At 70.9% G+C, this 25,426-nt stretch carries 23 protein-coding genes; 16 read left to right on the forward strand and 7 right to left on the reverse strand.

Annotated features, from left to right (window positions below; all coding sequences use genetic code 11):
• Positions 1 to 5: 5 nt before the first annotated feature.
• The 7 genes from ACFSE6_RS11195 to ACFSE6_RS11225 all read right to left on the reverse strand — a co-directional run bounded on the left by ACFSE6_RS11195 (position 6) and on the right by ACFSE6_RS11225 (position 8,462).
• A complete protein-coding gene (locus ACFSE6_RS11195; protein WP_388006626.1) occupies positions 6 to 728 on the reverse strand; it encodes a GOLPH3/VPS74 family protein in 723 nt (240 codons plus the stop codon).
• A 49-nt stretch (positions 729 to 777) separates the two neighbouring features.
• Positions 778 to 3,141, reverse strand: coding sequence for an alpha-xylosidase (gene yicI, locus ACFSE6_RS11200; protein ID WP_388006629.1), 2,364 nt, complete (start codon positions 3,139 to 3,141; stop codon positions 778 to 780).
• Positions 3,142 to 4,041 carry a carbohydrate ABC transporter permease gene (locus ACFSE6_RS11205; protein ID WP_388006632.1) on the reverse strand — a complete coding sequence of 300 codons (900 nt, stop codon included), beginning with the start codon at positions 4,039 to 4,041 and terminating at the stop codon, positions 3,142 to 3,144. It lies immediately after the preceding gene.
• Positions 4,041 to 4,946 (reverse strand): carbohydrate ABC transporter permease, encoded by a 906-nt coding sequence (locus ACFSE6_RS11210; RefSeq protein ID WP_388006889.1) that lies wholly within the window; start codon positions 4,944 to 4,946, stop codon positions 4,041 to 4,043. The genes ACFSE6_RS11205 and ACFSE6_RS11210 overlap by 1 nt, the downstream gene beginning before the upstream one ends.
• 116 nt (positions 4,947 to 5,062) lie before the next feature.
• Positions 5,063 to 6,367 (reverse strand): ABC transporter substrate-binding protein, encoded by a 1,305-nt coding sequence (locus ACFSE6_RS11215; protein WP_388006635.1) that lies wholly within the window; start codon positions 6,365 to 6,367, stop codon positions 5,063 to 5,065.
• A gap of 147 nt (positions 6,368 to 6,514) precedes the next feature.
• A complete protein-coding gene (locus ACFSE6_RS11220) occupies positions 6,515 to 7,528 on the reverse strand; it encodes a LacI family DNA-binding transcriptional regulator (RefSeq protein WP_388006638.1) in 1,014 nt (337 codons plus the stop codon).
• Positions 7,529 to 7,637: 109 nt separating this feature from the next.
• Entirely contained in the window at positions 7,638 to 8,462 is an 825-nt protein-coding gene (locus tag ACFSE6_RS11225) for a cytosine permease (protein WP_388006641.1), read from the reverse strand.
• Between the two features lie 157 nt (positions 8,463 to 8,619).
• Between ACFSE6_RS11225 and ACFSE6_RS11230 the strand changes: the two genes are divergently transcribed.
• From ACFSE6_RS11230 to ACFSE6_RS11305, 16 genes are all read left to right on the forward strand, one after another.
• Positions 8,620 to 9,570 carry a ribokinase gene (locus ACFSE6_RS11230; RefSeq protein WP_388006644.1) on the forward strand — a complete coding sequence of 317 codons (951 nt, stop codon included), beginning with the start codon at positions 8,620 to 8,622 and terminating at the stop codon, positions 9,568 to 9,570.
• Positions 9,571 to 9,730: 160 nt separating this feature from the next.
• Positions 9,731 to 10,804 (forward strand): DUF4185 domain-containing protein, encoded by a 1,074-nt coding sequence (locus ACFSE6_RS11235; RefSeq protein ID WP_388006647.1) that lies wholly within the window; start codon positions 9,731 to 9,733, stop codon positions 10,802 to 10,804.
• Positions 10,805 to 10,907: 103 nt separating this feature from the next.
• The gene (locus ACFSE6_RS11240) at positions 10,908 to 11,621 is read left to right on the forward strand and encodes a GntR family transcriptional regulator (protein WP_388006650.1); all 714 of its coding nucleotides are present in this window, start codon (positions 10,908 to 10,910) and stop codon (positions 11,619 to 11,621) included.
• A 532-nt stretch (positions 11,622 to 12,153) separates the two neighbouring features.
• Entirely contained in the window at positions 12,154 to 13,425 is a 1,272-nt protein-coding gene (locus tag ACFSE6_RS11245; RefSeq protein WP_388006653.1) for an iron-containing alcohol dehydrogenase, read from the forward strand.
• On the forward strand, positions 13,422 to 14,858 hold the full coding sequence (locus tag ACFSE6_RS11250) for an NAD-dependent succinate-semialdehyde dehydrogenase (protein WP_388006656.1): 1,437 nt from the start codon (positions 13,422 to 13,424) through the stop codon (positions 14,856 to 14,858). The genes ACFSE6_RS11245 and ACFSE6_RS11250 overlap by 4 nt, the downstream gene beginning before the upstream one ends.
• Positions 14,859 to 14,899: 41 nt before the next feature.
• A complete protein-coding gene (locus ACFSE6_RS11255) occupies positions 14,900 to 15,616 on the forward strand; it encodes an RraA family protein (RefSeq protein WP_388006659.1) in 717 nt (238 codons plus the stop codon).
• A 24-nt stretch (positions 15,617 to 15,640) separates the two neighbouring features.
• The gene (locus tag ACFSE6_RS11260; protein WP_388006662.1) at positions 15,641 to 16,486 is read left to right on the forward strand and encodes an NAD(P)-dependent oxidoreductase; all 846 of its coding nucleotides are present in this window, start codon (positions 15,641 to 15,643) and stop codon (positions 16,484 to 16,486) included.
• Positions 16,483 to 17,466, forward strand: coding sequence for a carbohydrate ABC transporter permease (locus ACFSE6_RS11265; RefSeq protein WP_388006665.1), 984 nt, complete (start codon positions 16,483 to 16,485; stop codon positions 17,464 to 17,466). The genes ACFSE6_RS11260 and ACFSE6_RS11265 overlap by 4 nt, the downstream gene beginning before the upstream one ends.
• A complete protein-coding gene (locus ACFSE6_RS11270; protein WP_388006668.1) occupies positions 17,463 to 18,362 on the forward strand; it encodes a carbohydrate ABC transporter permease in 900 nt (299 codons plus the stop codon). The genes ACFSE6_RS11265 and ACFSE6_RS11270 overlap by 4 nt, the downstream gene beginning before the upstream one ends.
• Before the next feature lie 32 nt (positions 18,363 to 18,394).
• On the forward strand, positions 18,395 to 19,723 hold the full coding sequence (locus ACFSE6_RS11275; RefSeq protein ID WP_388006671.1) for an ABC transporter substrate-binding protein: 1,329 nt from the start codon (positions 18,395 to 18,397) through the stop codon (positions 19,721 to 19,723).
• A 44-nt stretch (positions 19,724 to 19,767) separates the two neighbouring features.
• On the forward strand, positions 19,768 to 20,913 hold the full coding sequence (locus ACFSE6_RS11280) for a CaiB/BaiF CoA transferase family protein (RefSeq protein WP_388006674.1): 1,146 nt from the start codon (positions 19,768 to 19,770) through the stop codon (positions 20,911 to 20,913).
• On the forward strand, positions 20,910 to 21,683 hold the full coding sequence (locus tag ACFSE6_RS11285) for an enoyl-CoA hydratase (protein WP_388006677.1): 774 nt from the start codon (positions 20,910 to 20,912) through the stop codon (positions 21,681 to 21,683). The genes ACFSE6_RS11280 and ACFSE6_RS11285 overlap by 4 nt, the downstream gene beginning before the upstream one ends.
• On the forward strand, positions 21,683 to 22,585 hold the full coding sequence (locus ACFSE6_RS11290; RefSeq protein WP_388006680.1) for an amidohydrolase family protein: 903 nt from the start codon (positions 21,683 to 21,685) through the stop codon (positions 22,583 to 22,585). Before ACFSE6_RS11285 ends, ACFSE6_RS11290 begins: the two co-directional genes overlap by 1 nt.
• Positions 22,578 to 23,621 carry a Gfo/Idh/MocA family protein gene (locus ACFSE6_RS11295; RefSeq protein WP_388006683.1) on the forward strand — a complete coding sequence of 348 codons (1,044 nt, stop codon included), beginning with the start codon at positions 22,578 to 22,580 and terminating at the stop codon, positions 23,619 to 23,621. The genes ACFSE6_RS11290 and ACFSE6_RS11295 overlap by 8 nt, the downstream gene beginning before the upstream one ends.
• Positions 23,618 to 24,697, forward strand: coding sequence for a Gfo/Idh/MocA family protein (locus ACFSE6_RS11300; RefSeq protein WP_388006686.1), 1,080 nt, complete (start codon positions 23,618 to 23,620; stop codon positions 24,695 to 24,697). Before ACFSE6_RS11295 ends, ACFSE6_RS11300 begins: the two co-directional genes overlap by 4 nt.
• Entirely contained in the window at positions 24,694 to 25,380 is a 687-nt protein-coding gene (locus ACFSE6_RS11305; protein WP_388006689.1) for a GntR family transcriptional regulator, read from the forward strand. The genes ACFSE6_RS11300 and ACFSE6_RS11305 overlap by 4 nt, the downstream gene beginning before the upstream one ends.
• Positions 25,381 to 25,426 lie beyond the last annotated feature (46 nt).

Consider the following 25,426-nt stretch of genomic DNA (forward strand, 5'->3'; position numbering starts at 1 on the left):
GGCGTTCATTTCGGGATCGCCGTATCCGCGATGCCGAAGACCGCGCTCGCCTGGGCGATCTGTTGCGGCAGCAGGATCGCCCGGAGCGTGGTTAGCGCGATCCAGTCGTGCTTGGCCATCTCCATGCCGGACGCCGTGGCGTGTTTCCGCGCCGTGGACCTGGCCGACCCGGATAGCCGCTGCCCCGAGCCCGGCCAGTCCAGCACGATGTCGAGCAGCGGACCGGCGTGAGGGTCGCCGACCGTCAGTAACGCCGCGAGACGTCGGGTCGCGGGGTGCGGTTCATAGCCCTCGAGCAGCGCGGCGTGCAGGTGGCCGATGATGTTGTCGCGCCGCGGCACGTCGAGGACCCGGTATCTGTCCGGGGAGAACAAGCCGGCCCTCTCTCGCCGCCCGAGCACTCCCTCCGCCGCCAGGCCGCCGTAGATCCCCTCGCGGAGCTTGACGCCGCCGCCCAGCCGGAGCACGGCGTTGCGCGGCCACTGCTCGCCGTGTCCACGTACCCGCGCCAGTCCGTACTCCAAGGACGGCTCCGGAACAGGCGAGGGGTCGAGGACGACGACGCGCGATGCTCGGCCCTCGCCGGTGCGGCCGAGCTTTCCCCGGTCGACGAGGTCGTACAGAGCAGCGCCCCCGAGCAGCTTGTAGCCGTGACGGCGGACCGTCAGAATCGGCGCTCCCGTCTCGGGCGCTGTGGTGAGGCAGGCGAGATCGGCCAGGGCGGTCATGGCGTTCAGACTATGCCGACGGTGGTGGGGCGCGGCCACCGGGTACTGGTCACCCAGCGATGTCCAGACGGACGGTGCCGTCGTGGGTCTCGGTGATCTCTCCGCCGGCGAGGCGGGCCCGGAACGGCAGGGCCGGTTCGGACCGCACCGTGGCGCCGGTCGTCTCGCGCGTGACCGTGAACGTGGTGACGGCGCCGGTGTCCGGGTGGGTGATCTCGACGCTGCGGTCGGCGGCGCCGGGGTAGACGGTGACCAGCGGGTTGTCCGCGTAGTCGGTGTCGGGCCGGTCGGCACCGGGCCGGGTGACCAGGACCGCGTCCTCACGCACCCACAGCGGCAGGCTGGCGAACCCGTGGTGTTCGGTACGCCACCCGCCCGTGGCGCTCTCGCCGGTGAGCAGGTTGGTCCAGCGCCCGGCCGGCAGGTAGTAGGTCACCGCGCCGTCCTCGGAGAACACCGGGGCGACGAGAAGGTCGCGCCCGAGCAGGTACTGCCGATCCAGGTGCCAGACGGTCGGGTCCTCGGGGAACTCGAGCAGCATGGGGCGCATCACCGGCAGGCCACGCTCGTGGGCCTCGAGGCCGGCCTGGTACAGGTACGGCATGAGCTCGAGCTTGAGCCTCGTGAACTGCCGCGTCACCGAGACGGCGTCCTCGCCGGCCGCCGCGGTCGCCTCGTCCTCCTCGAACGCCCAGGGCACCCGGTAGCTGGTGGAGCCGTGCAGGCGGGAGTGGCTGGAGAGCAGCCCGAAAGCGACCCACCGCTTGAAGACCGCCGGGTCGGGGGTGCCCTCGAACCCGCCGATGTCGTGGCTCCAGAACCCGAACCCGCTGAGCACGAGGGACAGTCCGCCGCGCAGGCTCTCCGCCATCGACAGAAACGTGGAGGAGTTGTCCCCGCCCCAGTGCACCGGCATCCGCTGACCCCCTGCCGTGGCGGACCGTGCGAACACCACTGCCTCGCCGTGGCCACGCTCGGCCTCGAGCACCTCGAAGACCGCCCGGTTGTAGAGCTGGGCGTACCAGTTGTGCATGACGCCGGGATCGGAGCCGTCGTGCCAGACCACGTCCTCGACGGGGACCCGTTCACCGAAGTCTGTCTTGATGGCGTCGACGCCCTGGCGCAGCAGCGCGCGCACCTTCTCCTGGAACCAGCGCGTCGCGTCCGGGTTGGTGAAGTCCACCAGTCCCATCCCGGCCTGCCAGAAGTCCCACTGCCAGGCCGTGCCGTCCGTGCGGCGCAGGAGGTACCCGGCGCGCTCTCCTTCGTCGAACAGCGGGGACCGCTGCGCGATGTAGGGGTTGATCCAGGCGCTGACCCGCAGCCCCTTCTCGCGCAGCCGCCGCAGCATCCCCTCCGGGTCGGGGAAGACGCGGGTGTCCCACGTGAAGTCCGTCCAGGAGAACTCCCGCATCCAGAAGCAGTCGAAGTGGAAGACGCTCAGCGGCAGGTCACGCTCGGCCATGCCGTCGATGAAGCGGGTGACGGTGGCCTCGTCGTAGTCGGTGGTGAACGACGTCGAGAGCCACAGCCCGTAGGACCACGCCGGCACGCGGGCCGGCCGACCGGTCAGCCGGGTGTACCGCTCGAGGATCTCGGCCGGCGTCGGGCCGTAGATCACCAGGTACTCCAGCGCCTCGCCGGGCACGGAGAACTGCACCTGCTCGACAGCCTCGCTGCCCACCTCGAAGGAGACGTGCTGCGGGTGGTTGACCAGCACGCCGTACCCGCCGCTGGTGAGGTAGAACGGCACGTTCTTGTACGCCAGCTCGCTCGAGGTCCCGCCGTCGGCGTTCCACACGTCCACGCTCTGGCCGTTCTTGACCAGCGGCCCGAACCGCTCGCCGAGCCCGTAGACCAGCTCGCCCACCCCGAGCTCGAGCTGGGCGTGCAGATAGGCCGGCGCCGGCGCCCGGCCGGTGGTGGTGACGCCGGCGACGCCGGTCGGCTCGGCGGGGACGGTGGCGCCGGGACCGAGCTGCATGTAACCGAGCGACTTGTGCCCGCTGCGGGTCAGCAGCCGCCCGCCGGCCTCGAACCGCAGGTCCCACGGCGCGCCGGGGGCGATACGGGCCCGCAGCGGTCCGGACGCGAGGTGCGCTCCGCCGTCGTCGTCCAGGTGGGCCCGGCCGTGCCCGGGCTCGGCGCCGACGAGGTCGAAACCGAAGGCGCCCGGTCTCGGGCGGTGGTGCTCGACCCGGACCCGGACCACTCCCTCGAGCGGGCTGGACAGGCTCACGGTCAGGACGGGGCGGTTGAGAGTGTCGCCCCGGGTCGCGATCACCTTGGTCGGGGCGGTGACGACGACGGCGTCGCCGTCGGCGTTCCGGCGCGTCTCGGCGTCGTACGCCTCGGCGGCGTAGTGGGCGGTCACTCCCGGCCGGATGTGCCAGAACCCGTCGGTGAACTTCATCTATTTCACGGCTCCTGCGGTGATGCCTCGGGTGAGGGTGCGTTGGAAGATGAGGAAGAAGATGAGCGTGGGGATCAGCCCGAGCAGGGCGGAGGCGCTCGTGGTGGTCACGTCCATGAGCCGGTCGCCCTGGAGTGCGGTGATGGCCACCGGCACGGTCTGGTTGGCGCCCGAGACGAGGAACGTCAACGGGATGAGGAACTCGTTCCACGTCCAGATGAAAAAGAAGATGAGCAACACGGCGAGCGTGGGCCGGGTGATGGGGTAGACGACGCGCCACAGGATGTGACGCCGGCTGGCGCCGTCGAGCGAGGCGGCCTCGAGCAGTTCCTTCGGGAACGTGCCCAGCACGGCGGAGAGCAGGTAGGTGCCGAACGCGCACTGGATGACGGTGAAGATGATGATCACCGACCAGAGGCTGTCGTAGAGCCCGACCTCCCGGAACATGAAGTACAAGGGGTAGAGCAGCACCTCCTGCGGCAGCATGTTCGCCAGCAGGATGACGACGACGATGGAGGTCCGTCCCCGCACCCGGCCGATGCCGAGGGCGAAGGCGTTCAGCAGCGACAGCCCGACGGCGAGGACCGCGACGGATCCGGAGATGATGATGCTGTTCCACAGCTTCTCCGGGAAGTTCACCCGTTCCCAGAACGCCACGAGCCCGTCGGTGTAGAGCTCGCTCGGCGGAGTGAGCGGTCCCGTGGTGTTGTACTCGGCCGGCGACTTGAACGAGTTGAGCACGATGAGCACGAACGGGACCGCGATGACCACGGCCGCCAGGACTGCGACGGCCAGGACGATCCAGTCGGCCGGGCGTCGCCGACTCCGGGCGCCGCGCGGGGTGCGGCCTCGGGAAGCCGGAGCCGGTGCGGTGGGTTCGAGCACGTCCGCGCGGGCCATCAGATCTGCTCCTCACGGCGTTCGAGCCGGCTCTGCGCGATGACGAACACCACCGCGACGACGACGATCACGGCGGTCAGCGCCGTCGCGATGGTGGCGCCGTAGCCGACCTGCTGGGACTGGAAGAACTCGCTGTAGGCGTAGTAGGCGGGCACGATCGTCGAGTCGCCCGGGCCGCCGCCGGTGAGTGCGTAGACCGGTCCGAACACCTTCAGTGCGGCGATGGTGCAGGTGAGGACGACGACGAAGGTCTCCGGGCGGATGGCACTGACGGTGATGGCGCGGAAGCGCTGGAACCAGTTCGCGCCGTCGAGCTCGGCCGCCTCGTACAGCTCCGGATCCACCCGCTGCAGCGCCGCCATGAAGATGACCACCGGGTAGCCGATCTGGACCCAGACCAGCACCACCATGATGCTCGGCAGCGCCGTCGCCGGGTCCCCGAGCCAGTTGCGCTGCAGCGACTCCAGGCCCATCGCGCCGAGGATCTGGTTCAGCGCCCCGTTCTGCGGCCGCAGGATCCAGCCGATGACGATGGCGGCGATGACGACGGGCAGGATCTGCGGCAGGTAGTAGGTGGCGCGCAGGAAGCTCGCCAGCCGACCGCCGAACTTCCGCCCGACCAGGTCGAACAGGATCGCGGCCAGTACGAGGCCGAGTGCCGTGGGCACGACGACCATGGCGAGCACCATCGCGATCGAGTTGCGGAACGAGGTCCAGAATCGCGCGTCGCCGGCAAGCTCCGCCCAGTTCTCCAGCCCGATCCACTCCGGTGGGGCGATGCCGCGGTATGAGGTGAAGGTCAGGTAGATGTTCCACAGCAGCGGAACGATGATGATGAGCGTCAGCAGGAGCAGACCGGGGATCAGGTAGATCCAGTAGCTCCGGCGGCTGAGCCCGGGAATCAGGCCCGTGCTCGGCCGCGTCCGCGACGTCGGTGGTGCCAGTGCAGTGGCCACGGTGCTCTCCTCGGCGGACGGGCCCGGGGCCGCGGGCGGACGCGTGCCCGCCCGCGGCGACCGGGTCACTCCGTGTACTCCTCGATGCCGGACCGGTACTGCTCGCCCAGCTGCTCCTGGATCGCCTCCGGGCTCTGCGTGCCGTTGAGCAGGTCCTGCAGGCCGGCGTTGAGGTCGTCGTAGAAGGTCGGCGTCGGCCAGTCCGGGTAGAAGGCCAGGCCGTCACGGTCGGTCAGGGTGTTGAAGTTCTCGATGAGCTCGGTGCTCTTCTCGTCCTCGATCGCCTCCGGCTCGGCCGCGACCGGCACGCCACCGTTGTTGCCCATGAGGTTCTGGATTTCGGGCCGCATGGTGATGTCGATGAACTCCGCCGCCAGGTCGGGGTTGGCCGAACGTTCCGGGATCACCCAGAGGTTGCCGGACGAGCCCGGTGACATCTCCGCCCCGGGGAAGAGGAACGTGCCCCACTCGAAGTCCTGGATCTCGGTGGCGAAACGGCCGTGCCACCAGCTGCCGGAGAAGAACATCGGGTAGCTGCCGTCGATGAACCCCACGCCGGCGTCCTCGGCGACGAGCCCGGTGGCGTCGGTGGAGATGTAGCCTGCCTCGGTCCAGTCCGCGACGGTCTGCGTGGCATAGGAGATCTCCGGGCCGGTGAAGTCCACCTCGTCGGTGTAGGTCTGGAAGGCGTCGACCCAGTCGCGGTCGGCCTGGGTGAGCGCGAGCTGGTACCAGAGCTGGCCCAGCGGGTACTCCTGCGCCGATTCCGACAGGGGAGTGATGCCCTGGTCCGCGAAGGCGGCGAGGACGTCCTCGAACTCCTCGAGTGTCGTGGGGACCTCGAGACCGGCCTCCTCGAACATGTCGATGTTGTAATAGACCTGCACGTACTCGCCGTAGTTCGGGATGCCGTACCAGCTGCCCGAGCCCATGACGCCGTTGTCGTCGTAGCGCGCCGTGGTCTGCAGCGAGGGGGCGAGCATCTCGTCCCAGCCGTACTCCTCGACGGCGTCGTCGATCGGGCTCAGGAGCCCCTGGCTGGCGAGCAGCCCGGCGGTGGCGTTGCCCTTGTTGTACTCGAGAATGTCCGGCGCCTGGTCGGAGTTGAGTACCTGGCTCGCGGTGGTGCGGATCTGCTCGAAGCTGCGCTCCTCGAACTCCACCGTGGCACCGGTCTCCTCCTCGAAGATCTCGATGGCGCGGTCCCAGGCCACCCCCATCGCGCTGTCCGGGTTCTCGTAGTGCCACAGGCGCAGCGTGTCGCCGCCCCCGCCGCCTCCTTCGTCGTCGCCGGAGCCGGAGCATCCGGCCAGGGCGAGTGCGCTCGCGGTGAGTGCTGCCGTGGTGAGTGTCAGTGTCTTCCTGGCCATGGGCCTACCTCCTCGTAGGAGCCGCGCAGGTGGCGGTCATCTCGGTGGTACCGGCCGCCGGAGGTGCGGCGGCGGTGGTGGGGGGCGTGATGGTCGAAACGCTTCGACAATGGTCCGGTGTCAGTCCTTTCCAGGTCGTTCGCGGCGCTAGGCGGCCGGGAGTGGGGCGACGGAGCCGTGGTCCTCGTACGTCGGTGGGACGAGTTCCACGCGCGGTTCGACTGAGCCGGCGATCTGATTGATCGCCAGTTCGACGGCGCGCCCACAGGTGTAGGCGGGCACAAGCGGGATCCGGTCCAGCGGCGGGCGGAATCCGGAGGTGGGGAAGGTCGGTGCGGCCGAGACGATCGACATCTCGCCCGGTACCGCGACGCCGCGCTCGGCCAGCAGTTCGAGCGCGGTGGTCTGCTGCTGTTCCTCGCAGTGGAAGACCACGCCGGTGGGCGGGGTGTCCGCGTCGAGGAGCGTGGCGAGCCGGGCGCGCATGTCGCTCGGCTCGCGTTCGACGGCGTGGAAGGCGGCGTCGATCCCGCGCTCGGCCGCGCGGGCGAGGAAGGCGTCGCGCAGTCGAGGTGGGAAGTTCGAGCCGCGGTCGTAGACGGCCTGCGGTTGGCCGAGCAGTGTCACGGTGCGATGTCCGGCGTCGGCCAGGCGGTCGAGCGCCATGCGGCCCACCGCCTCGAAGTCCAGGTCGACGCACACGAGGCCCGCGGTGTCGTCAGGCACACCGATGAGGACGGAGGGGATGTCGAGCGAGCGGACCAGGTCGGCGCGCTCGTCCTCGCGCAGCACGTCCAGCACGATGATCCCGTCGACGAGGCGACTCGACGTCACGCGGCTCAGGCCGCCGGTGGCCTCGTCCTGGGTGAGGAGGAGGACGTCGTAGTCGTACGTGCGTGCCGCGGTGGCCGTGGCCAGGACGAATGCCATGTGGGCGGGCTCGTAGGTGTCCGCGCGGAGCGGCTCGGTGACCGCGAAGATGTAGGTGCGGCGGCCGGCGAGCATCCGGGCGCCGGCGTTGGGACGGTAGTCGAGCTCGCGCACCGCGGCCTCGACGCGGCGCCGGGTCGACTCGGTGATCGAACGCTTGCCGCTGAGGGCGTAGGAGACGGTGGAGATGGACACACCGGCGACGCGCGCGACGTCGTGGATTGTCGTCATCTGCTGTCCCTCAACCGCTCTGTCCGGGCGTTTAAGCGTTTCGACAGATGACGATAGAGGTCGGTGCGGCTGGTGGCAAGGGGTCAGGTGGGCGGCCGGTCGTCCGGTCTCAGGAGGCGGCGCGAGCCGGCATCGTGCGCATGGCCACGAGGTAGAAGACACCGCCCAGCAGGGCACCGATCACCCAGGCGAAGCCGCTGAGCGCGACGAGCGCCGGGACCCAGACGGTGAGCACGGAGAAGACCGCGGCACCGCCGACCGCGACCAACGCCCGCAGGTTCCACCCGTGGGTGTAGTGGTACGCAGCGTCCGGGTCCATGCTGAACAGGGCGAAGTAGGCGATCATCGTGCCGACGACGCCGACGAACGCGCCGACGGCGGCCCACCCGGTGACGGCCTCGCCGGCGAAGATCGACCGGACGGCGGGCAGCAAGCGATCGCCGGCCTCGACCCAGATGGCGATCAGCAAGGCGATCATCACGACGTAGACGGCCGGGCCGGCGACGTTGAGGAACCGGCCGATCCAGCTGATGCCCCGGGCGAAAATGGCGACCTGCATCGCCGCGACGACGCCGCGTACCAGAGCGGGGAAGCGGGCGCCTCTCGCGCCCATCGACGTGCGCGCCATGACCGCGTACGGCACGCCGTGGCGGACGCTCGGCGTGCCGGAGAGATTGACGAGCCAGTTCACGATCAGACCCGCGAGGACGATCGCGGCGAAGACGTACCAACCGTTGATGCCGGCGGTGACGAACAGCGTGGCCGCGAGTGTGTAGCCGGCCAGGCTCTGCACGTCGTTGGTCCACACGTTGAAGATCTCGAACCAGCCCCACCGGCGCTGCCCGGATGCGACAGGCGCAAGGTCGTCGTTGTGCAGATCCGGATGCGGTCGCCGCTCGCCCGCGCGAGCGGCGACGTCGGTCTCGATGGCCATGGGCTTCCTCCCGTGGACGGCCCCCTGCGCGGCCGAGGCTAGGGAGCGCGTGAGCTCCCGGCGTTTCACCCGTGTCACAGTCGTGTGACGCGTGCGCCGCCGCGGACCTCGCCGCATGGCGACGTAGGCTGCCGTCGAGTCGAACCTGGGGAGGGGCATGGCGGGCAGCGTCGTCGTGGTCGGCAGCGCGAACGTCGACCTCGTGGTTGACGTGCCGCGGCACCCGCGCGGCGGCGAGACGATCCTGGGCGAGAACCTCCGCCGTACGCCGGGTGGCAAGGGGGCGAACCAGGCGGTCGCCGCGGCGCGCGGCGGGGGAGCAGACGTCACCTTCGTCGGCGCCGTCGGCCGGGACGACGACGACGGCGAACTGCTCCTGGCGTCGCTGCGGCAGGCCGGTGTCCGCACCGATCCCGTCTCGCTGTCCGAGCTGGCGACCGGGACCGCACTCATCGCCGTCACTGCGGACGGTGAGAACACGATCATCGTGGCGCCCGGTGCGAACAGCGAGGTGACGATCGAGGATGGCACCGCCGGCCGGCTCGGCGAGGCGGACGTGATCCTTGCGCAGCTCGAGATCCCTCTCGAGACGGTCAGCTCAGCCGCACGTGCGAGACGGGAGGGGGCCACCTTCGTCCTCAACGCGGCGCCCTCCCGACCGCTGCCGGCGGACGTGCTGGAGGAGGTCGACGTGCTGGTTGTCAACGAGCCCGAGGCGCGCGAGGTGGCCGGACGCGAGGGGAGTCCCGACGAGCTCGCCGCGGCGCTGAACGAGCTGGTCCCGGCCGTCGTCGTCACCCTCGGCGCGGACGGAGCCGTGGTGGCCCGCCGCCGCGCCGATCGTACGCACGTCCCGGCACCGAAAGTCCGGGCCGTCGACACCACCGGCGCCGGGGACGCCTTCTGCGGCGTGCTGGCCGCCGCCCTCGCCGCAGGGACCGACCTGGCGGACGCCGTACACCGCGCCTGCCTGGCCGGCGCCCTGACCGCGACCCGCAGCGGGGCGCAGACGGCCGTCCCGAGCGCGGAGGAGCTGGACGGCTATCACCGCGCCCACCCGAACGAGGTTGCAGAATCCGTCGAAAAACCGACGGATTCTGCAACCTGAGCGGGCAAGGGCGTCTCCACTCACCGGCGTGCGACGTCGACGACTGGTGTAATCGATTTCGGTTTCGGTAACCTCGGCGTCGACGAGACCGTGAGCGCCGTGCGAGTCCACGTGGCGGTGCGGCCACGGAACGCCCATCGAGGACCAAGGACGTGACGAGATGATCGATCGCAGGACGATGCTTCGCGGCATGGCGGCCACCGCCGGGGGAGGGGCGCTGGCGTCCGTGGCACTGACCGGCTCCGCCGCCGCGCGGCCGGAACTGAAGATCAAGAAGATCGCCAACCTGACCGGCCCCGGACTGACCGACGAGTTCGGCATGCCGTGGACCGACCTCGGTATCCCGGCGCGTACGCCGGACGGCCGGACGCTCTACGTCTTCGGCGACACGTTTCGCGGGCCGGACTGGGGCCAGGGGGAATGGATGTCCCCCACCGGGCTGTGGTCGGAGACGCGGGGCCTGCCCGGCGGCGTGACCTTCTCCGCCGCCGTCGGCGGAGACGAGGCCCAGCAGCTCGTCGACTACCAGCACGGCGACGAGATCTCGACGATCATCCCCTCCGACGTCATCACCATCGGCGACACCATGTATCTGCACGGTGTGGCCAACCAGGGTTTCGGTAACGCGATCTGGAGCGGGATCTGGACGTCGACGGACAGCGGTGCGACCTGGCAGGACAGCGGCGCCCGGTTCGACGCCACCGCCTACGACGGCGCCTGGCAGCTGTGCACCTGGGAGCTCGGCGCGGACGGGTGGCTCTACATGTACTCTGCCGAGTTCCTCCGCGAGGGGCCGATGATCCTGCACCGGGTGCGGCCCGAGCACATCACCGATCCGGACCAGTACATCCCGTGGGGCCGGGACGCCTCCGGGTGGGGCTGGGGCAAGCCGGCAACTCCGCTGAGTGACGAGATCATCGGTGAGATGTGCCTGCGCCGCTTCGGCGACAAGTGGCTCCTCACCTGGTTCAACAACCCCGACTACCGCATCGAGGCCAAGCTTCTGGACCACCCCACGCAGCCGTGGGAGGAGGGCCCCCGCGTCACCCTCCTGCACGGGACCTCCTGGGGCGAGGAGGACGACACCCACGTCGCTCAGCTCTACGGCAGCTACATCATCCCCGGCTCGCGGCTCGACGACATCCACATGACCGTGAGCCAGTGGAACACAGGCGACAACAGCATCTATCGCGTCATGCAGTGGCGCGTGCAGGGTCTCGCCGGCCTGCGCTGAGAGCCGCCCCGTCGCACACGTCGTTCCGACTGCGTCGGGGCGCCTCTCAACCGTCCCGTCCGATACGATCTGATCGTTCGGACGTCGACGGGAGGATGGCTCGATGGGGGAGGAGCTCGAGGCGAAGGCGGGATCGCCGTCCCGGGAAGGGGCGCCTACTCGGGCGAGGCCGACGCCGCTCGCCGAGCAGGTTTACCAGGACCTGCTTACGCGGATCCTCTCGCCCGACCTCGCTCCCGGTGAGCGCATCACCATCGACGCGATGGCTCGATCGCTCGGCGTCTCCCAGACTCCCATCCGCGAGGCCCTCCACCGGCTGGACAACGAAGGGCTCGTGGTCCGCACGCACCTGTCGGGATACCGCGTCGCGGAGCCGATGAGCCGTGAGGAGTTCGAGGAGCTCATCGACATGCGCCTCCTCCTCGAGCCGGCGATCGCTCGCCGGGCCGCGGAACGCATCGAGCCCGACGCCCTCGCCGGACTCCGTGAGGTCAACGGCAAGATGGTGACGCCCGCGGCCGAGGGGCAGGGTTCGGGCTACGCCGCGTTCGCGCGCCTGGACGCGGAACTTCATGACCGGATCGCCCAGGCGGCCGGCAACCGGGTCATGCGCGCCGCCCTGACCCGCCTGCACACGCACGTCCAGCTGTTCCGGCTCAACTACACGGTCCAGATCACCTCCCTGGCCATCGGCGAGCACGACGCCGTTCTCGACGCCCTCGGAGCCCGCGACCCCGACGCGGCGTCCTACGCGATGCGCACCCACATCCTCGCCTCGGCCGAGCGCTTCCGCGCCGGTTATCCGGACGACGCCTAGCTCGGGTGGCGTGCCGCCGCGGGCCTCGCGCCCGCACGTCGCCACGTGACGGTGCCGGCTCGCCATCTGGTTCGTGGCGGCGCACGCCTGCCGGCCAGCTGCCCGTCGAGCCCTGCGACGCCCGCGGAACATCCTGAGAACGATGGCCGCGCGCCGCGACGAGGAGAATCCATGCGTCGGCCCGTGCTTGCCGTTGCCGTCGTGGCCGCCGCTGTCGCTGTGGCTGCCCCTGCCTCTGCCGCTATGGCCGCCGCTGTCGGACCGAGCCCGATTCGGGCTCGATCCCGGGCCGGGCGGCCGTCCGGCCCGGAGACTGCACAAGATCGACGACTCGGCATACAAGTGACGAGTGGGCACAACAGTGACGAGTCGGCACAAAAGTGACGACTCGGCGGCTGGGGGCGGGGAGTGGGACGGGGTTGACACTGCCGTCGACCCGCCATAACGTCCTTCTCGTACGATCCGATCGGATCGGATTTTGAAGAAGGGGTTCGACGGCGTGGTCGCAGAGACAGTCAGCACGAGCAGTTCGGTGCGGCTCTCGTTCGCCGCCGCCAGGGGACCGAAGCAGGTCCTCTTCGGCGCCGGGCAGCGCAGGGCTGCGGGATGGGTCACCGCCGAGCACGGTAACCGGGCACTGGTCTGCGCCGACCCGTACCTCGTGGGCGGGAGACAGCTCGAGGAGATCATCGCGTCCCTGCACGCCGAGGACGTGCGCACGTCGCTCTACTCCGACGTCGTGCCCGAACTGCCGGTCTCCGGTGTCAACGACGCCGTGGAAGCTGCGCGATCCTTCGGTGCGGACGTCATCGTCGCGGTTGGTGGGGGCAGCAGCATCGACCTGGCCAAGCTCGTCGCGGTGCTGCTGCGCCACGGCAGCGACCTGACAGAGCTGTACGGAGAGAACCGGGTGCCCGGGCCGTCGGTCCCCGTCGTCGCCCTGCCGACCACAGCGGGCACGGGTTCGGAAGTGACCCCGGTCGCCGTCGTCACGGACGCTGGGCGCAGCAGCAAGGTCGGCGTCTCGAGCCGCCACCTCATCCCGGTGGCCGCGATCTGCGACCCGGAGCTGAGCTACACGTGCCCGCCCGCGGTAACCGCGAGCGCCGGGGCCGACGCCTTCTCCCACTGCGTCGAGGCGTACACCGCCGTCCGGCACGCGCCGGACCCCGCGCTCGCCCGGGACCGGGTCTTCGTCGGGCGGGGTGAGACCACGGACAACCTCGCCCTCACCGGCATGGCGCACATCGCCGCCGGACTGCAGCGCGCTCACCGCGAACCGACCGACGCCGCGGCGCGTGCCTCGGTGATGTACGGCTCCCTCATGGCCGGCCTCGCGTTCGGCACCGCCGGGACGGCGGCTGCGCACGCCCTGCAGTACCCGGTCGGTGCCCTGACCGGTACCGCGCACGGAGTCGGCGTCGGCCTCCTGCTGCCCTACGTCATGGCGCACAACCTCGCCGTGCGGACCGCCGAGATGGCGCGCATCGCCCGGATCCTGGCCGTCGAGGAGGTGGCACCGGCTCCCGCGGCGGACGCAACCGAGGCCGAGTTCGCCGCCGCCGCGCCGTCGATGGTCGCGCAGTTTCTCAGCAGCGTCGGCATCCCGCGCAGCCTCGCCGAGATCGGCGTCGAGGAGGACCGGTTGCGCTGGGCGGCCGCAGAAGGGCCGCGCGCCGCGCGCCTCGCCGAGAACAACCCCATCCCCCTGACCACAGCGGACGCCGAGCGACTGCTGGCCGCGGCCTGGACCGGCGACCTCAGCCGGATCCAGCAGGACCCCACGGAGGTCGGTGCACGATGACCGCCACTCGTCCCGCCCGGACCTCGGCGCGGTTCGAAGCTGCCGAGAACGAGGCCGCCGCGTTCGAAGTGCACGATCCCGCGACAGGTCAGGTGATCACCCGCCTCGCGGATTTCGGTGTGGAGGAGGCCCTTGCCGCCCTCGACCGTGCCACCGCGGCCGCGCCCGGCTGGGCCGCCACGCCCGCGCGACGCCGTAGCGACGTGCTGCAGCGCGCCCACCAGGCGATGATCGACCAGCGCGAGGAGCTGGCGGGCCTCATCAGCCTGGAGAACGGCAAGGCCCTGGACGACGCGCGCGCCGAGGTCACCTACGCCGCCGAGTACTTCCGCTGGTACGCCGAGGAGGGCGTGCGCCTGCGCGGCGAGCAGTTCATCAACCCGGCCGGCACGAACCGCGTCATCGTCGAGCACGAACCCGTCGGGGTATGCCTGCTCGTCACGCCGTGGAACTTCCCGGCCGCCATGGCCACCCGCAAGATCGGCCCGGCGGTCGCCGCCGGCTGCACCGCCATCCTCAAGCCCGCGGCACAGACCCCGTTGACCGCCATCGCCGTCGCGAACATCCTCACCGACGCCGGCCTACCCGAGGGCGTCCTCGAACTCGTGGTCACCACTCGCGCCCGTGAGGTCGTCCGGGCGCTCATGGACGCCGACCCGGTGCGGTTGCTCTCGTTCACCGGGTCCACCGAGGTCGGACGCCAGCTCCTGTCCCAGGCGAGCGCGTCGGTCATGCGCACCACGATGGAGCTCGGCGGCAACGCCCCCTTCCTCGTGCTGGACGACGCCGACCTCGACGCCGCCGTGGAGGGAGCGATGCTCGCCAAGATGCGTAACGGCGGGCAGGCCTGCACGGCGGCCAACCGCTTCTACGTCCAGGCCGGCGTACACGAGGAGTTCGTCTCCGCCCTGACCGAGCGGATGGCTTCCGTCGTCGTCGGGCCTGGCAGCGACCCGGCCACCGGCTGCGGCCCGCTCATCGACGCCGCGGCCGTCACCAAGGTCCAGGATCTTGTCGACGACGCTGTCTCGCGCGGTGCCACCTGCCGCCTGGGCGGCGAGCGGCCCAGCGGGCCGGGCACCTTCTACCCGCCGACGGTGCTCACCGACGTCCCGCCCGGGGCACGGATCCTGCACGAGGAGGTGTTCGGGCCGGTGGCACCCGTCGTCCGGTTCGACGACGTTGACGACGCCGTCGCCGCGGCGAACGCCACGCACTACGGGCTCGTCTCCTACCTCTACACCGGCGACCTCGCCGCAGGCCTGCGGCTGAGCGGTCGGTTGCGGGCCGGGATGGTCGGCCTGAACCGCGGTCTCGTCTCCGACCCGGCGGCGCCCTTCGGTGGCGTCAAGCAGTCGGGCGTCGGACGTGAGGGGTCGCGCGACGGGCTCCTCGAGTACGTCGACGTCAAGTACGTCGCCACCGGATGGTGACCAGCTTCCGGAGATGCCGGGAGCGCAAGGAAGGATGAGGAATGGATTACGCGGATATCAAGAAGTTGTACGACGGCCTGCGCGTCTCCGACGTCCGGGACGGCATGGACTGGATCGGCCTGTTCAGCAAGGGCAGCGTGCACCGGGACATCCGCCCCCTGTTCGACGGCGCCCGGCTCGCCGGGCCGGCCCTGACGGTCCGGCTCGCGGCGAGCCACATCCAGGCACCGCCCGTCACCCCGGACGAGTACACCGACTGGGCGCGGAACCACTGGTACAAGGAGAAGCACATCGAGCCCTACGTCTCCGAGATCCAGCAGGGTGACGTCGTCGTCATCGAGGCGCCCGACCTCGGTGTCGGCCAGCTCGGCTCGTTCAACACTCTGAACTTCTATGTCCACGGCGCGCAGGGCGTGGTCAGCTCCGGCGGCGTGCGGGACACCGACGAGTGCCGCCTTCAGCAGGTGCCCATCTTCACCCGGTTCATCAGCCAGTCGATGACACAGGGCCGTATCGAGTACGTCGAGCACAACACCCCGATCACGGTCGGCGGCGTGCGCGTCAATCCCCGCGACCTGGTGGTCGGCGACGGGGACGGCGTCCTCGTCGTCCCCGAGGAGCACATCGAGGAGGTCGCCAAGTACGCCCGCCAGGAGGCCGACAACGACAAGCGCGGCCGCCGCCGGATGTACGAGCAGCTCGGGTGGGCCCCGGACGAGACGGTGCAGGTCGACGAGCCCGTCGCCGCCCAGAGCTGACCTCAGTCGGTAAGGAGCGTTCCCATGCGCGTCGGATTCATCGGACTGGGCAACATCGGCATGCCCATGGCCCGCCACCTCGTGGAGGCCGGTCACGAGGTGGTCGGCCTGGACAGCGATCCGGCACGGACCCGCGACCTCGCCGGAACGGGCGCCGTCGCCGCCGAGGCCCCGCTCGACCTGCGCGAGTGCGCCGTCGTGTGTCTGGCCGTCCCGGACGACGGCACCGCCGACGCCGTCGTCCGGGAATCCGGCCTGCTCGCCGAGCTCGAGGCGGGCAGCAGCGTGCTGCTGCACAGCACGCTGCTGCCCCCGACGGCGATCCGCCTCGCCGAGGCCGGCCAGGACCACCGCGTCCGCGTCCACGACGCACCCGTCAGCGGCGGAGCCGCCCGGGCGCTGAGCGGCGAGCTGACCCTCATGGTCGGCGGCAGCCCCGACGAGCAGGCCGCCGGCGTGCTCGAGGCGCTTGGCACCCCCGTGCCCACCGGGCCCGTCGGGTCCGCGGCCGCGGTCAAGCTCGCCAACCAGCTCTCCATGCTCGCCGCACTGGGCGCCCTCCACGAGGGCCTGGCGATCGCCGGGCACTTCGGAGCGGACGAGGAGACCGTCCTCGACGTCCTGAGGACCTCGACAGGCGCCTCCTGGTCGGCCGAGAACTGGGGGTTCTTCGACGACCTCGCCGGCACCTACGACGACGCCGGGGTGGCCGTGCGCTACCGCCCCTGGAGCAAGGACCTGTGGGATGTCGTCGCCACCGCCCGCGAGGCCGAGCTCACGGTGCCGATCGCGGCCGTGCTCGCCCAGACGATGCCGGAGCTCGTCGAGGGCCACGCCCGCGCGGCGCGCAAAGGAGAGGAACGCTCATGAGTGCGACCGCCTCACCCGCCCGGCCCCGCCCGGCCCGGCCACCGGACGGACCCACTCACCAGGACCCCGAACGTCGGCGCGCACTCCGGCGCCGCCGCCGTTCCGAGGCGGTGGCGGCTTACGGATTCCTCAGCCCGTGGTTGCTCGGCCTGATGCTCATCACGATCGGGCCGATGATCGCCTCCCTCGTGCTGTCCTTCACCCGCTACGAGCTCATCGGCTCTCCGGAGTTCGTCGGGCTGGAGAACTACCAGCGGATGCTGTTCGAGGACCCGCGCTGGCTCAACTCCGTCCGGGTGACGCTGCTCTACACCGGCCTGAGCGTGCCGCTGGTGCTCGCGTTCGCGCTGGCGCTCGCCGTCTTCCTCAACCGGGGTATCCGCGGTCTGCCGGTCTATCGCACGCTCTTCTACGTCCCGTCCCTGCTCGGGACCTCGGTGGCGATCGCGCTGCTGTGGATCCAGGTCTTCGGCTCCGACGGACTGGTCAACGCCGTCCTCGGCGCCGTCGGGCTGGACATCTCCCGCAGCTGGATCGGCAATCCCGCGACCGCCCTGCTGACCCTGATCGCCCTCAACGTGTGGACGTTCGGCAGCACGATGGTGATCTTCCTGGCCGGACTACGTCAGATCCCCACCTCCTACTACGAGGCGGCGGCCCTGGACGGTGCGGGCAAATGGCGCCAGTTCGTCTCCATCACCCTGCCGCACCTGACGCCGGTGATCTTCTTCAACGGGCTGCTCACACTCGTCAACGCGCTGCAGTCCTTCACCCCGGCCTACGTGGTCAGCGGCGGAACCGGGGCACCGGCCGACTCGCTCCTGCTGTACACCGTTTACCTCTACCAACGCGGCTTCACCAACTTCCAGATGGGCTACGCCTCGGCCCTGGCCTGGGCGTTGCTCGCCGGCCTCGCGGTCATCGCCGGCCTGCTGTTCTGGAGTCAGCGTTTCTGGGTCTTCTACGGGGAGGACACATGAGCGCCGCACCCGCCGCCGGCTCGGTCACCCGCCGCGGCATCCTGTTTCCGCGCAAGGCCGCCGAGAACCGGCTGATCGGCGCGTTGGCGCGCCACGCCGTGACCATCGCGGTCCTCCTCGCGATGATCTACCCGGTGCTGTGGATGGTCGACGCCTCGTTCCGGCCCAACGCCCTCATCGGCACCAGCTACCTGCCGTTCGCCGGCGAGTTCACCACCGAGAACTACCGCTCCGGGCTCTCGCCGACCTCCACGCTGAACTTCTCCCGCTACTTCCTCAACTCCGCCCTCATCGCGGTGCTGTCGGTCATCGGGAACATCGTCGGCTGCACCCTGGCGGCGTACGCCTTCGCCCGGCTGACCTTCCCGTTCAAGCGGGTGCTCTTCGCCGTGCTCATCGGCACGCTGCTGCTGCCGTACCAGGTCACGATGGTGCCGCAGTACATCTTGTTCGACTCCCTGGGCTGGCTGAACACGTACCTCCCGCTCGTGGTGCCGCGATTCCTCGCCACCGACGCGTTCTTCGTGTTCCTGGCCGTCCAGTTCATCCGAGGCCTGCCCCGCGACCTCGACGAGGCGGCCCGGATCGACGGCTGCGGACACTGGACGACCTTCTTCCGGGTCATCGTCCCTCTCCTCGGGCCGGCGATGGCGACGACGGCGATGTTCACCTTCGTCAACGCCTGGAACGACTTCCTCGGTCCTCGCCTCTACCTCAGCGATACCGACCTCTACACCGTGCCGCAGGGTCTCGTGCAGTTCGTCGACTCCACGGGAGCCTCGTCCGTCGGCACCCTCTTCGCGATGGCGACGCTGGCCATCGCCCCCGTGGTCGGGTTCTTCCTGGCCTCCCAGCGACTCCTCACCCAGGGGATCGCCACCACCGGAATCAAGTGACCACGCGTCAGAGACGATCGAAGGAGATCCCCATGCGCATCGCGCGGAAACCCGTAGCACTGGGTGCGGTCCTCGTGACCTCACTCGCCCTCGCCGCCTGCGGCGGCGGGAACTCGCCCGAGGAGGCCGCCGAAGCGGCCGCGGACGGTGAGGTCGCCGGGCAGATCCAGTACACCTGGTGGGGCGGTCCGGGGCGCAACGAACGTACCCAGGAGGTCATCGACCTCTACATGGACGAGCACCCCGAGGTCACCGTCAATGGCACCACCGGCGAGTTCACCAGCCACTGGGAGAACATGACCGTCCAGGCCTCCGGCGGGAACCTGCCGTGCCTGCCGCAGATGCAGAACCGCACCCTGGCCGACTATGCCGACCGCGGTGCCCTGATGCCCCTCGACGACATCGTCGAGTCCGGGGCCATCGACACCTCGCACATCCCCGACGAGGTGCTCGACAGCGGCCGCGGGGCGGACGGCAACCTCTACATGATCCCGTACGGCGCCGCGTTCGGCTCCCTCATGGTCAACGTGACGCAGGTCGAGGAGCTCGGCCTGGAGACGCCGCCGGAGAACTACGACTGGGACTGGCTGGCTGACTGGCTGACCCAGATCTCCGAGGAGACCGGGGAACCGGCCATGAGCAACGTCGGCCAGCACACCGACCTCTTCGAGGCCTGGGTCCGTAGCCACGGCGAGGAGCTCTACGACGAGAACGGCATCGCGTTCGAGCCGGACACCGTCGCCGGGTACTGGGAGTGGGTCAACGCCCTCGCCGACAGCGGTGCCATCGACTCCGCCGAGGTGGGTGTGGAGCAGCGCAACCAGCCCGTCGAGCAGAGCGACTTCGCGGCCGGCGACCGCGCTGCGCACATCTGGCCCGCCAACGCCCTCGGCACCGTCCAGGAGACCATCGACGAAGCCTCTCCGGGGGACGAGCTGGCCGTCTTCCCGCTGCCGTCCGGTTCCGACGGCACCGCCGGCAGTGCCCTGTGGCTCTCCGGCCTGTCCATCGCCGAGAACTGCGAGAACGTCGCGACCGCGGCCTCGTTCATCGACTTCTTCGTCAACGACCCCGAGGCCGCGCTCGCGTACGGCTCGGACAACGGAGCCAACACCCAGACGGAGAACCTCGAGGCACTCCTCGAGGACCCCGAGCTGAGTGAGGCCAAGCATGCCGAGCTGGAGCTGTATCAGCAGCTCACGGACGCCGGTGTCGGACGCACGCTGTACGGCCAGGCGTTCGCCGCCATCTTCCAGCAGGAGTTCACCCGCATGTACGAGGAGATGGCTCTCCAGGGCACCCCGCTGGACCAGGCGGCCGAGCAGTTCCACCAGGAGGCCGTCAGCCAGGCGGGTGGCTGATCCCGCCCGGCCCCGGCAAACCACTGCACCATCGAAGGAGAGACGTGCACGCGCTCGAAGGCATGCGGGTCATCGACCTCACCCAGGTCATGGCCGGACCGTTCTGCACCATGCAGCTCGCCGATCTCGGTGCCGACGTCATCAAGGTCGAACCGCCCGGCGGCGGGGACCAGACGCGGCACTCGTGGGGACGGTCCGGCAAAGGGGACGACGGGCCGGCGTTCTTCGCGCTCAACCGGAACAAGCGCAGCGTCGTGCTCGACCTGCGCTCCGACGACGGCCGGGCCGAGTTCCTCGAACTGGCGACGACGGCGGACGTCGTCATCGAGAACTTCCGGCCCGGCGTCGTCGACCGGCTCGGCATCGGGTACGACACGCTCCGCGAGCTCAACCCCGGGCTGATCTACGCCAGCATCTCCGGCTTCGGACAGACCGGGCCCTACGCGCAGCGGCCGGGGTACGACCTCATCGCCCAGGGCATGGCCGGCATCCTGGAGCTGACCGGGCACCCGGACGGGCCGCCCGCGAAGGCGGGTGTGCCGGTGGCCGACCTCGGCTCCGGCCTGTTCTGCCTCTCCGGCATCCTCGCCGCCTACGTGCACAAGCTGCGTACCGGTGAAGGACAGCGGATCGAGACCTCGCTGTACGACGCCGCGATCGCCCTGACCGTCTGGGAGGCCACCGAGTACTGGTCCAGCGGGAACGTCCCGCGCCGCACCGGTTCCTCCCACCGGATGTCCGCCCCGTACCAGGCGTTCCGCACCGCGGACGGGTGGATGACCATCGGGGCGAACAACCAGCGCCTCTGGCACTTCCTGTGCCAGGCCCTGGGGCGCCCGGAGCTCGAGCACGACGAGCGGTTCGCGACCAACCCGGACCGGATGCGGAACAAGGCCGAGCTCGCCGTCGTCATCGAGGAGATCCTCGCCGAGCACGGTACGGACCACTGGGTCGAGCACCTGCTCGCCGGCGGCGTTCCGGCCGGTCCCATCCGCACCTACGACGAGGTCCTCGCGGACGAGCACACCCGGGCACGCGAGATGGTCCAGTCCATCCCGCACCCCGTCGAGGGAGAGGTCCAGACCCTCGGCTTTCCGGTCAAGATGAGCGGGACGCCCGCCGTGACACGGCGGCCGCCGCCGTTGCTCGACGAGCACCACGAGGAAATCGTCGGGGGAGGCAGGTCATGAGCGGCGAGGTCGACGTCGCGCGCACCGACGACATCCTCACGCTCACCATCGCCCGGCCCGAGAAGCGCAACGCCCTCACCGCCGCGATGTACGACACCCTCGAACAGGCGTGTCGCGAGGCCGCCGCCGACCGGGGTGTGCGCGTCGTCGTCCTGCGGGGCGCCGGCGGCGCCTTCGCCGGCGGCACCGACATCGGCGACCTGCAGCAGATCCGTACCGGCGCGGACGGGGTCGCCTACGAGGCGCGGATGCGGGCGGTGCAGCAGGCGCTGCTCGACCTGCGCGTCCCGGTGATCGCCGTCGTCGACGGGGTGTGCGTCGGTGGCGGTCTCGTCCTCGCGGCGCTGAGCGACCTGGTCCTCGCCACCCCGGCCGCCCGCTTCGGCTCGCCGATCGCCCGCACCCTGGGCAACACCCTCTCGGCCACCTCGATGGCGCGGCTGCAGCAGTGCTTCGGGCGGCGTCGCACCAGCGAGATGCTGCTCACCGGCCGTCTCGTCGGGGCCGAGGAAGCCACCCACGCCGGTTTCGTCACTCGCCTGTGCGAGGCGGACGAGCTCGAGAGCGCGCTGGAGGAGATGCTCGCCGCGATCCGCAGCGCGGCACCGCTGAGCCTCGCCTCGTTCAAGGAACTGGAACGCCGCATCGATGCCGCCCTCGCCACGGTCGAGGTCGAGGACGTCTACCGCCAGATCTACGGCAGCCGCGACTTCCGCGAGGGCGTCGAGGCGTTCCTCGCCCGCCGCCCGGCCGACTTCGAAGGACACTGATGCCGCCATCCGAGAACACGAGCTCCCCGCTCGTCATCGACTCCCACCACCATCTCTGGCCCGCCCGGGCGGTGCCCACCCAGTCCTGGCAACCACCCGGGCAGGACATCCTGCACCGCGCCTACGAACCCGCCGACCTCACCGCTGATCTGGCCCGCGCCGGAGTGACCGGCACCGTCGTCATGCAGTCCGTCGATGCTCCCGAGGAGAACGACCGGCTGCTGAGCTACGCTGCCGAACCCTTCGTCCGGGGGATCGTCGCCTGGGCGCCGTTGGAGGACCCGGCCCGCTGCCGGGACCTCGTCTCCGATCTGCGGGCGCGCGCCGACCGATCCGCAGCGGCTCCCGTCGTCGGTCTGCGCCGGCTCATCGGCACCGACCCGATCGACTGGGCGTCGGACCGGACGGCACTGGCCGCGTTCGACGAGTTCGCCGCCGCCGGCCTGGCCTGGGACGTCGTGCCGGTCACCGCGGCACAACGCGAGACCGTCGTCCGCGTGGCCCGCGCCGTTCCCCAGCTGCGGATCGTCGTCGATCACCTCGGCTCGCCCCCGCTCACCGACGGCGAGACCGACTCGTGGTACCGCGGGCTCGACGCGCTCGCCGCCTGCCCGAACGTCGCCGTCAAGCTCTCCGTCGGTGTCGCGGTTCTCGCGCGGGCGGAGCACTGGCCGGTCGAGGCCGTGGGGTCCTGGGTCCGAGCCGTCCTCGAGCGGTTCGGCCCGGACCGGTGTATGGCGGCCAGCAACTGGCCCGTGGTGCTGCTGCAGACGGACTACGCGACCGCCTGGGACGCCGTCGCCGCGGCCGCACGCGAGGTGGTGCCGGCCGCGGCGCTCACGGACGTCCTGGGCGGTACGGCCACCCGCTGGTACGCACTGCCGGGAGCCGGCGATGAGTGATCGGCTGCGGGTCGGCCTGGTCGGTACCGGCTGGGTCGCGCACCAGCACGCGACGGGCTACCGGCAGGCGGCCGGCGACGTCGTCGAGATCACTGCCGCCTGCGACCCACGCGCCGAGGTACTCGAGACCTTCTGCGACCGGCACGAGGTCCCGCGGCGTTTCGCCCGCGCCGAGGACCTCATCGCCTCCGGGGAGGTCGACGTCCTCGCGCTGCTCACCCCGCCCGCCGTGCGGGACGAGGTCATCGACCCCGCGCTCGCCGCCGGGCTGCACCTGCTCGTGGAGAAGCCGTTCGCCACCACCGGCGCCCGGGCCGTGCGCTATACCGAGGCGGCCGAGTCCGCCGGGGTGCGCCTGGCCGTCGGCCAGAACTTCCGCTGGTTCCCGGAGTATCAGTGGCTCGATCAGCGGCTGGACAGGCCCGACGCCGGCAGTGCCGTCTACCTCGAGGCGCGCAGCTTCCAGGACCGCCGCCAACGCCCGGGACAGTGGCGGGCCGAGGAGCACAAACTCGAGATGGCCATCTTCAGCGTCCACCTCATCGACCGGCTGCAGTGGCTCGCCCGCACCGAGCCCGTCACCGTCTCCGCCCGCACCAGGCGCGGGCTGGAGGCCGAGCCGATCCCGGGTGAACAACTCACCGCGCTGCTGGTCACCTTCGATGGCGGCGTCATCGCCCACCTGACCTCCACCTGGCTCGCCCGCTCCCTGCCGGTCAACGACTTCCGCATCGACACCACCACGGGGTCCGCCGTGGTGCAGCGGCCGGGACCGATGGCGGGCGACGCCCGCGCACGAGCCGATTTCGGCAGCGGTCCCGAGGAGGAGCTCTTCCCGGACCGCGCCGACGACGGCGGACACGCGAGCCGCAGCTACGGGCTCAGCATGCGCGAGCTCGCCACCGCTGTCCGGGAGGGACGCGAGCCCCGGCACAGCGGGCGGGACAACCTCCGGACGATGGGCATCATGGAGGCCGCCTACCTCTCGGCCGCCCGCGGCGGTGAGGTGGTCGGGATCGAGGAGGCGCTCGCGTGAGCGCCGCGGAGGAGCCGATCCGGACCGCGTTGATCGGCGCCGGCAACAGTGGGCGTCACTACCACCTGCCCCTGCTGTGGGCCGATCCGCGGTTCGAGGTGCGTGCGGTCGCCGCCGCGCACGCCGCCACGCTCGACTCGCTCGACCTTCCTGACGGCACAGTCCGCACTACGGACTGGCAGGCCGCCGTGGCCGCGGACGTCGACCTCGTGGTCGTCGCGCTGCCGCACGATCTGCATCACCCGGTGGCCGCCGCCGCGCTGGAGGCCGGGCGCCATGTGCTCGTCGAGAAGCCGATGACGGTGACCGTCGCCGAGGCGGACGACCTCATCGCCCGGGCGGACCGCGCCGGCCGGGTCCTGGCCGTGCACCACCAACGCCGGTGGGAGGAGGACGTCACCGCCCTGGCCGAGCTCCTCCGCTCCGGGGAGATCGGCACACCGTGGCACCTCACCCTCGCCCGCGGGCATCAGGGCCATTACGTCACCGCGACCCCCGGCGCGCCGCACGCCGGGACCGAGGTGGTCCCGTGGGTGCTCCGGCGGCGCAGCGGCGGGGGAGTGGCACGCCTCGTCGGTCCGCACGTCATCGACCACGCGCTGCTGCTCGCCGGCGGTGAGGTCTGCTCCGTGGCCGGCCGGACGCACCGCGCGGACGGAGAGGACGTCGAGGACTGGATCGGGCTCGACCTCACCACCGACTCCGGTGTCACCGTCCACGCGGAGATCTTCCGCCGCACCGGCCTCGCCCCGGCCAGGGCCGCAGTCTGGGGCAGCGAGGGGATGGCCGTGGCCCCGGACGGCACTCGGATCGAGATCCGCCGCCACGACGGCGAGGACCGGGTCGTCAGCGGCCTGCGGCCGCCCGGGCGGCTGGGGGCTCAGATCTACGACGACGTTGCCGCGGCCGTCCGGCACGGTCGGCCGTTGCGGGTTCCGCCGACGCACGCCCGCCGGGTCGTCGAGATCATCGAGCTGGCCGAGCTCTCCGCCGCTCGCGACGGGGAACCGGTGGCCGTACCGGCCGGAGGCGTGGCGCGGCAACCCGTCCCGGGATCCGGGGGCGCGGTGCGATGACCCCACCTGCGGCCGGCCGGGCGCGACGGCGCGCGAAGGCCGGCCCGACACCGATCGCGGACGAGGTCTACGACGAGCTGCTCTCCCGGGTTCTCTCCGCCCGGCTCGGTCCGGGCGCCCGAGTGACGATCGATGCGCTCGGCCGCGAACTCGAGGTCTCCCAGACCCCGATCCGCGAGGCGCTGCACCGCCTCGAGCAGGACGGCCTGGTGGTGCGCCACCACCTGGCCGGCTATCGCGTGGTGCCGAGGATGACGCGCGAGCAGTTCGAGAACCTCGTCGAGCTCCGGTTGCTCCTCGAGCCGGTCGCCGCCGGCCACGCGGCGGAGCGGCCGCGCGCCGAGGACGCCGCCGGACTGGCGGCACTGGCCGAACGCATGGGCGGCGTGGGGCATGCCCTGGACATGCGTGCCTACGCGGACTTCTCGCTCCGGGACGCCGAGTTCCACGACGCCGTCGCCCGGGCCGGTGGCAACCACCTCGTCCAGGAGTCCCTCGCCCGCCTGCACACCCACATCCATCTCTTCCGCCTGGCCAACGACGAACTCATCACCACGCGCGCGGTCGGCGAGCACGCCGCCATTGTCGAGGCGGTCCGCGCCGGCGATCCGGCTGCGGCCGCGGCCGCGATGCATCGGCACATCGAAGCCTCCGCAGACCGCTTCCGTGCGGCCTTCGACTGACCTGGCACACAGCTGACGCCGAGCACGTCGGCACCGCTCCACCCGA

Source organism: Georgenia deserti (assembly GCF_042680605.1).
In the GTDB taxonomy this organism is placed as follows: domain Bacteria; phylum Actinomycetota; class Actinomycetes; order Actinomycetales; family Actinomycetaceae; genus Allobogoriella; species Allobogoriella deserti.

Excerpts from the sequence above, each read along its gene's own strand:
- ACFSE6_RS11195 (WP_388006626.1), bottom strand. The coding sequence starts at position 728 with ATGACCGCCCTGGCCGATCTCGCCTGCCTCACCACAGCGCCCGAGACG.
- yicI (WP_388006629.1), bottom strand. The coding sequence starts at position 3,141 with ATGAAGTTCACCGACGGGTTCTGGCACATCCGGCCGGGAGTGACCGCC.
- ACFSE6_RS11205 (WP_388006632.1), bottom strand. The coding sequence starts at position 4,041 with ATGGCCCGCGCGGACGTGCTCGAACCCACCGCACCGGCTCCGGCTTCC.
- ACFSE6_RS11215 (WP_388006635.1), bottom strand. The coding sequence starts at position 6,367 with ATGGCCAGGAAGACACTGACACTCACCACGGCAGCACTCACCGCGAGC.
- ACFSE6_RS11220 (WP_388006638.1), bottom strand. The coding sequence starts at position 7,528 with ATGACGACAATCCACGACGTCGCGCGCGTCGCCGGTGTGTCCATCTCC.
- ACFSE6_RS11225 (WP_388006641.1), bottom strand. The coding sequence starts at position 8,462 with ATGGCCATCGAGACCGACGTCGCCGCTCGCGCGGGCGAGCGGCGACCG.
- ACFSE6_RS11230 (WP_388006644.1), top strand. The coding sequence starts at position 8,620 with ATGGCGGGCAGCGTCGTCGTGGTCGGCAGCGCGAACGTCGACCTCGTG.
- ACFSE6_RS11235 (WP_388006647.1), top strand. The coding sequence starts at position 9,731 with ATGATCGATCGCAGGACGATGCTTCGCGGCATGGCGGCCACCGCCGGG.
- ACFSE6_RS11240 (WP_388006650.1), top strand. The coding sequence starts at position 10,908 with ATGGGGGAGGAGCTCGAGGCGAAGGCGGGATCGCCGTCCCGGGAAGGG.
- ACFSE6_RS11250 (WP_388006656.1), top strand. The coding sequence starts at position 13,422 with ATGACCGCCACTCGTCCCGCCCGGACCTCGGCGCGGTTCGAAGCTGCC.
- ACFSE6_RS11255 (WP_388006659.1), top strand. The coding sequence starts at position 14,900 with ATGGATTACGCGGATATCAAGAAGTTGTACGACGGCCTGCGCGTCTCC.
- ACFSE6_RS11260 (WP_388006662.1), top strand. The coding sequence starts at position 15,641 with ATGCGCGTCGGATTCATCGGACTGGGCAACATCGGCATGCCCATGGCC.
- ACFSE6_RS11265 (WP_388006665.1), top strand. The coding sequence starts at position 16,483 with ATGAGTGCGACCGCCTCACCCGCCCGGCCCCGCCCGGCCCGGCCACCG.
- ACFSE6_RS11270 (WP_388006668.1), top strand. The coding sequence starts at position 17,463 with ATGAGCGCCGCACCCGCCGCCGGCTCGGTCACCCGCCGCGGCATCCTG.
- ACFSE6_RS11275 (WP_388006671.1), top strand. The coding sequence starts at position 18,395 with ATGCGCATCGCGCGGAAACCCGTAGCACTGGGTGCGGTCCTCGTGACC.
- ACFSE6_RS11285 (WP_388006677.1), top strand. The coding sequence starts at position 20,910 with ATGAGCGGCGAGGTCGACGTCGCGCGCACCGACGACATCCTCACGCTC.
- ACFSE6_RS11290 (WP_388006680.1), top strand. The coding sequence starts at position 21,683 with ATGCCGCCATCCGAGAACACGAGCTCCCCGCTCGTCATCGACTCCCAC.
- ACFSE6_RS11295 (WP_388006683.1), top strand. The coding sequence starts at position 22,578 with ATGAGTGATCGGCTGCGGGTCGGCCTGGTCGGTACCGGCTGGGTCGCG.
- ACFSE6_RS11305 (WP_388006689.1), top strand. The coding sequence starts at position 24,694 with ATGACCCCACCTGCGGCCGGCCGGGCGCGACGGCGCGCGAAGGCCGGC.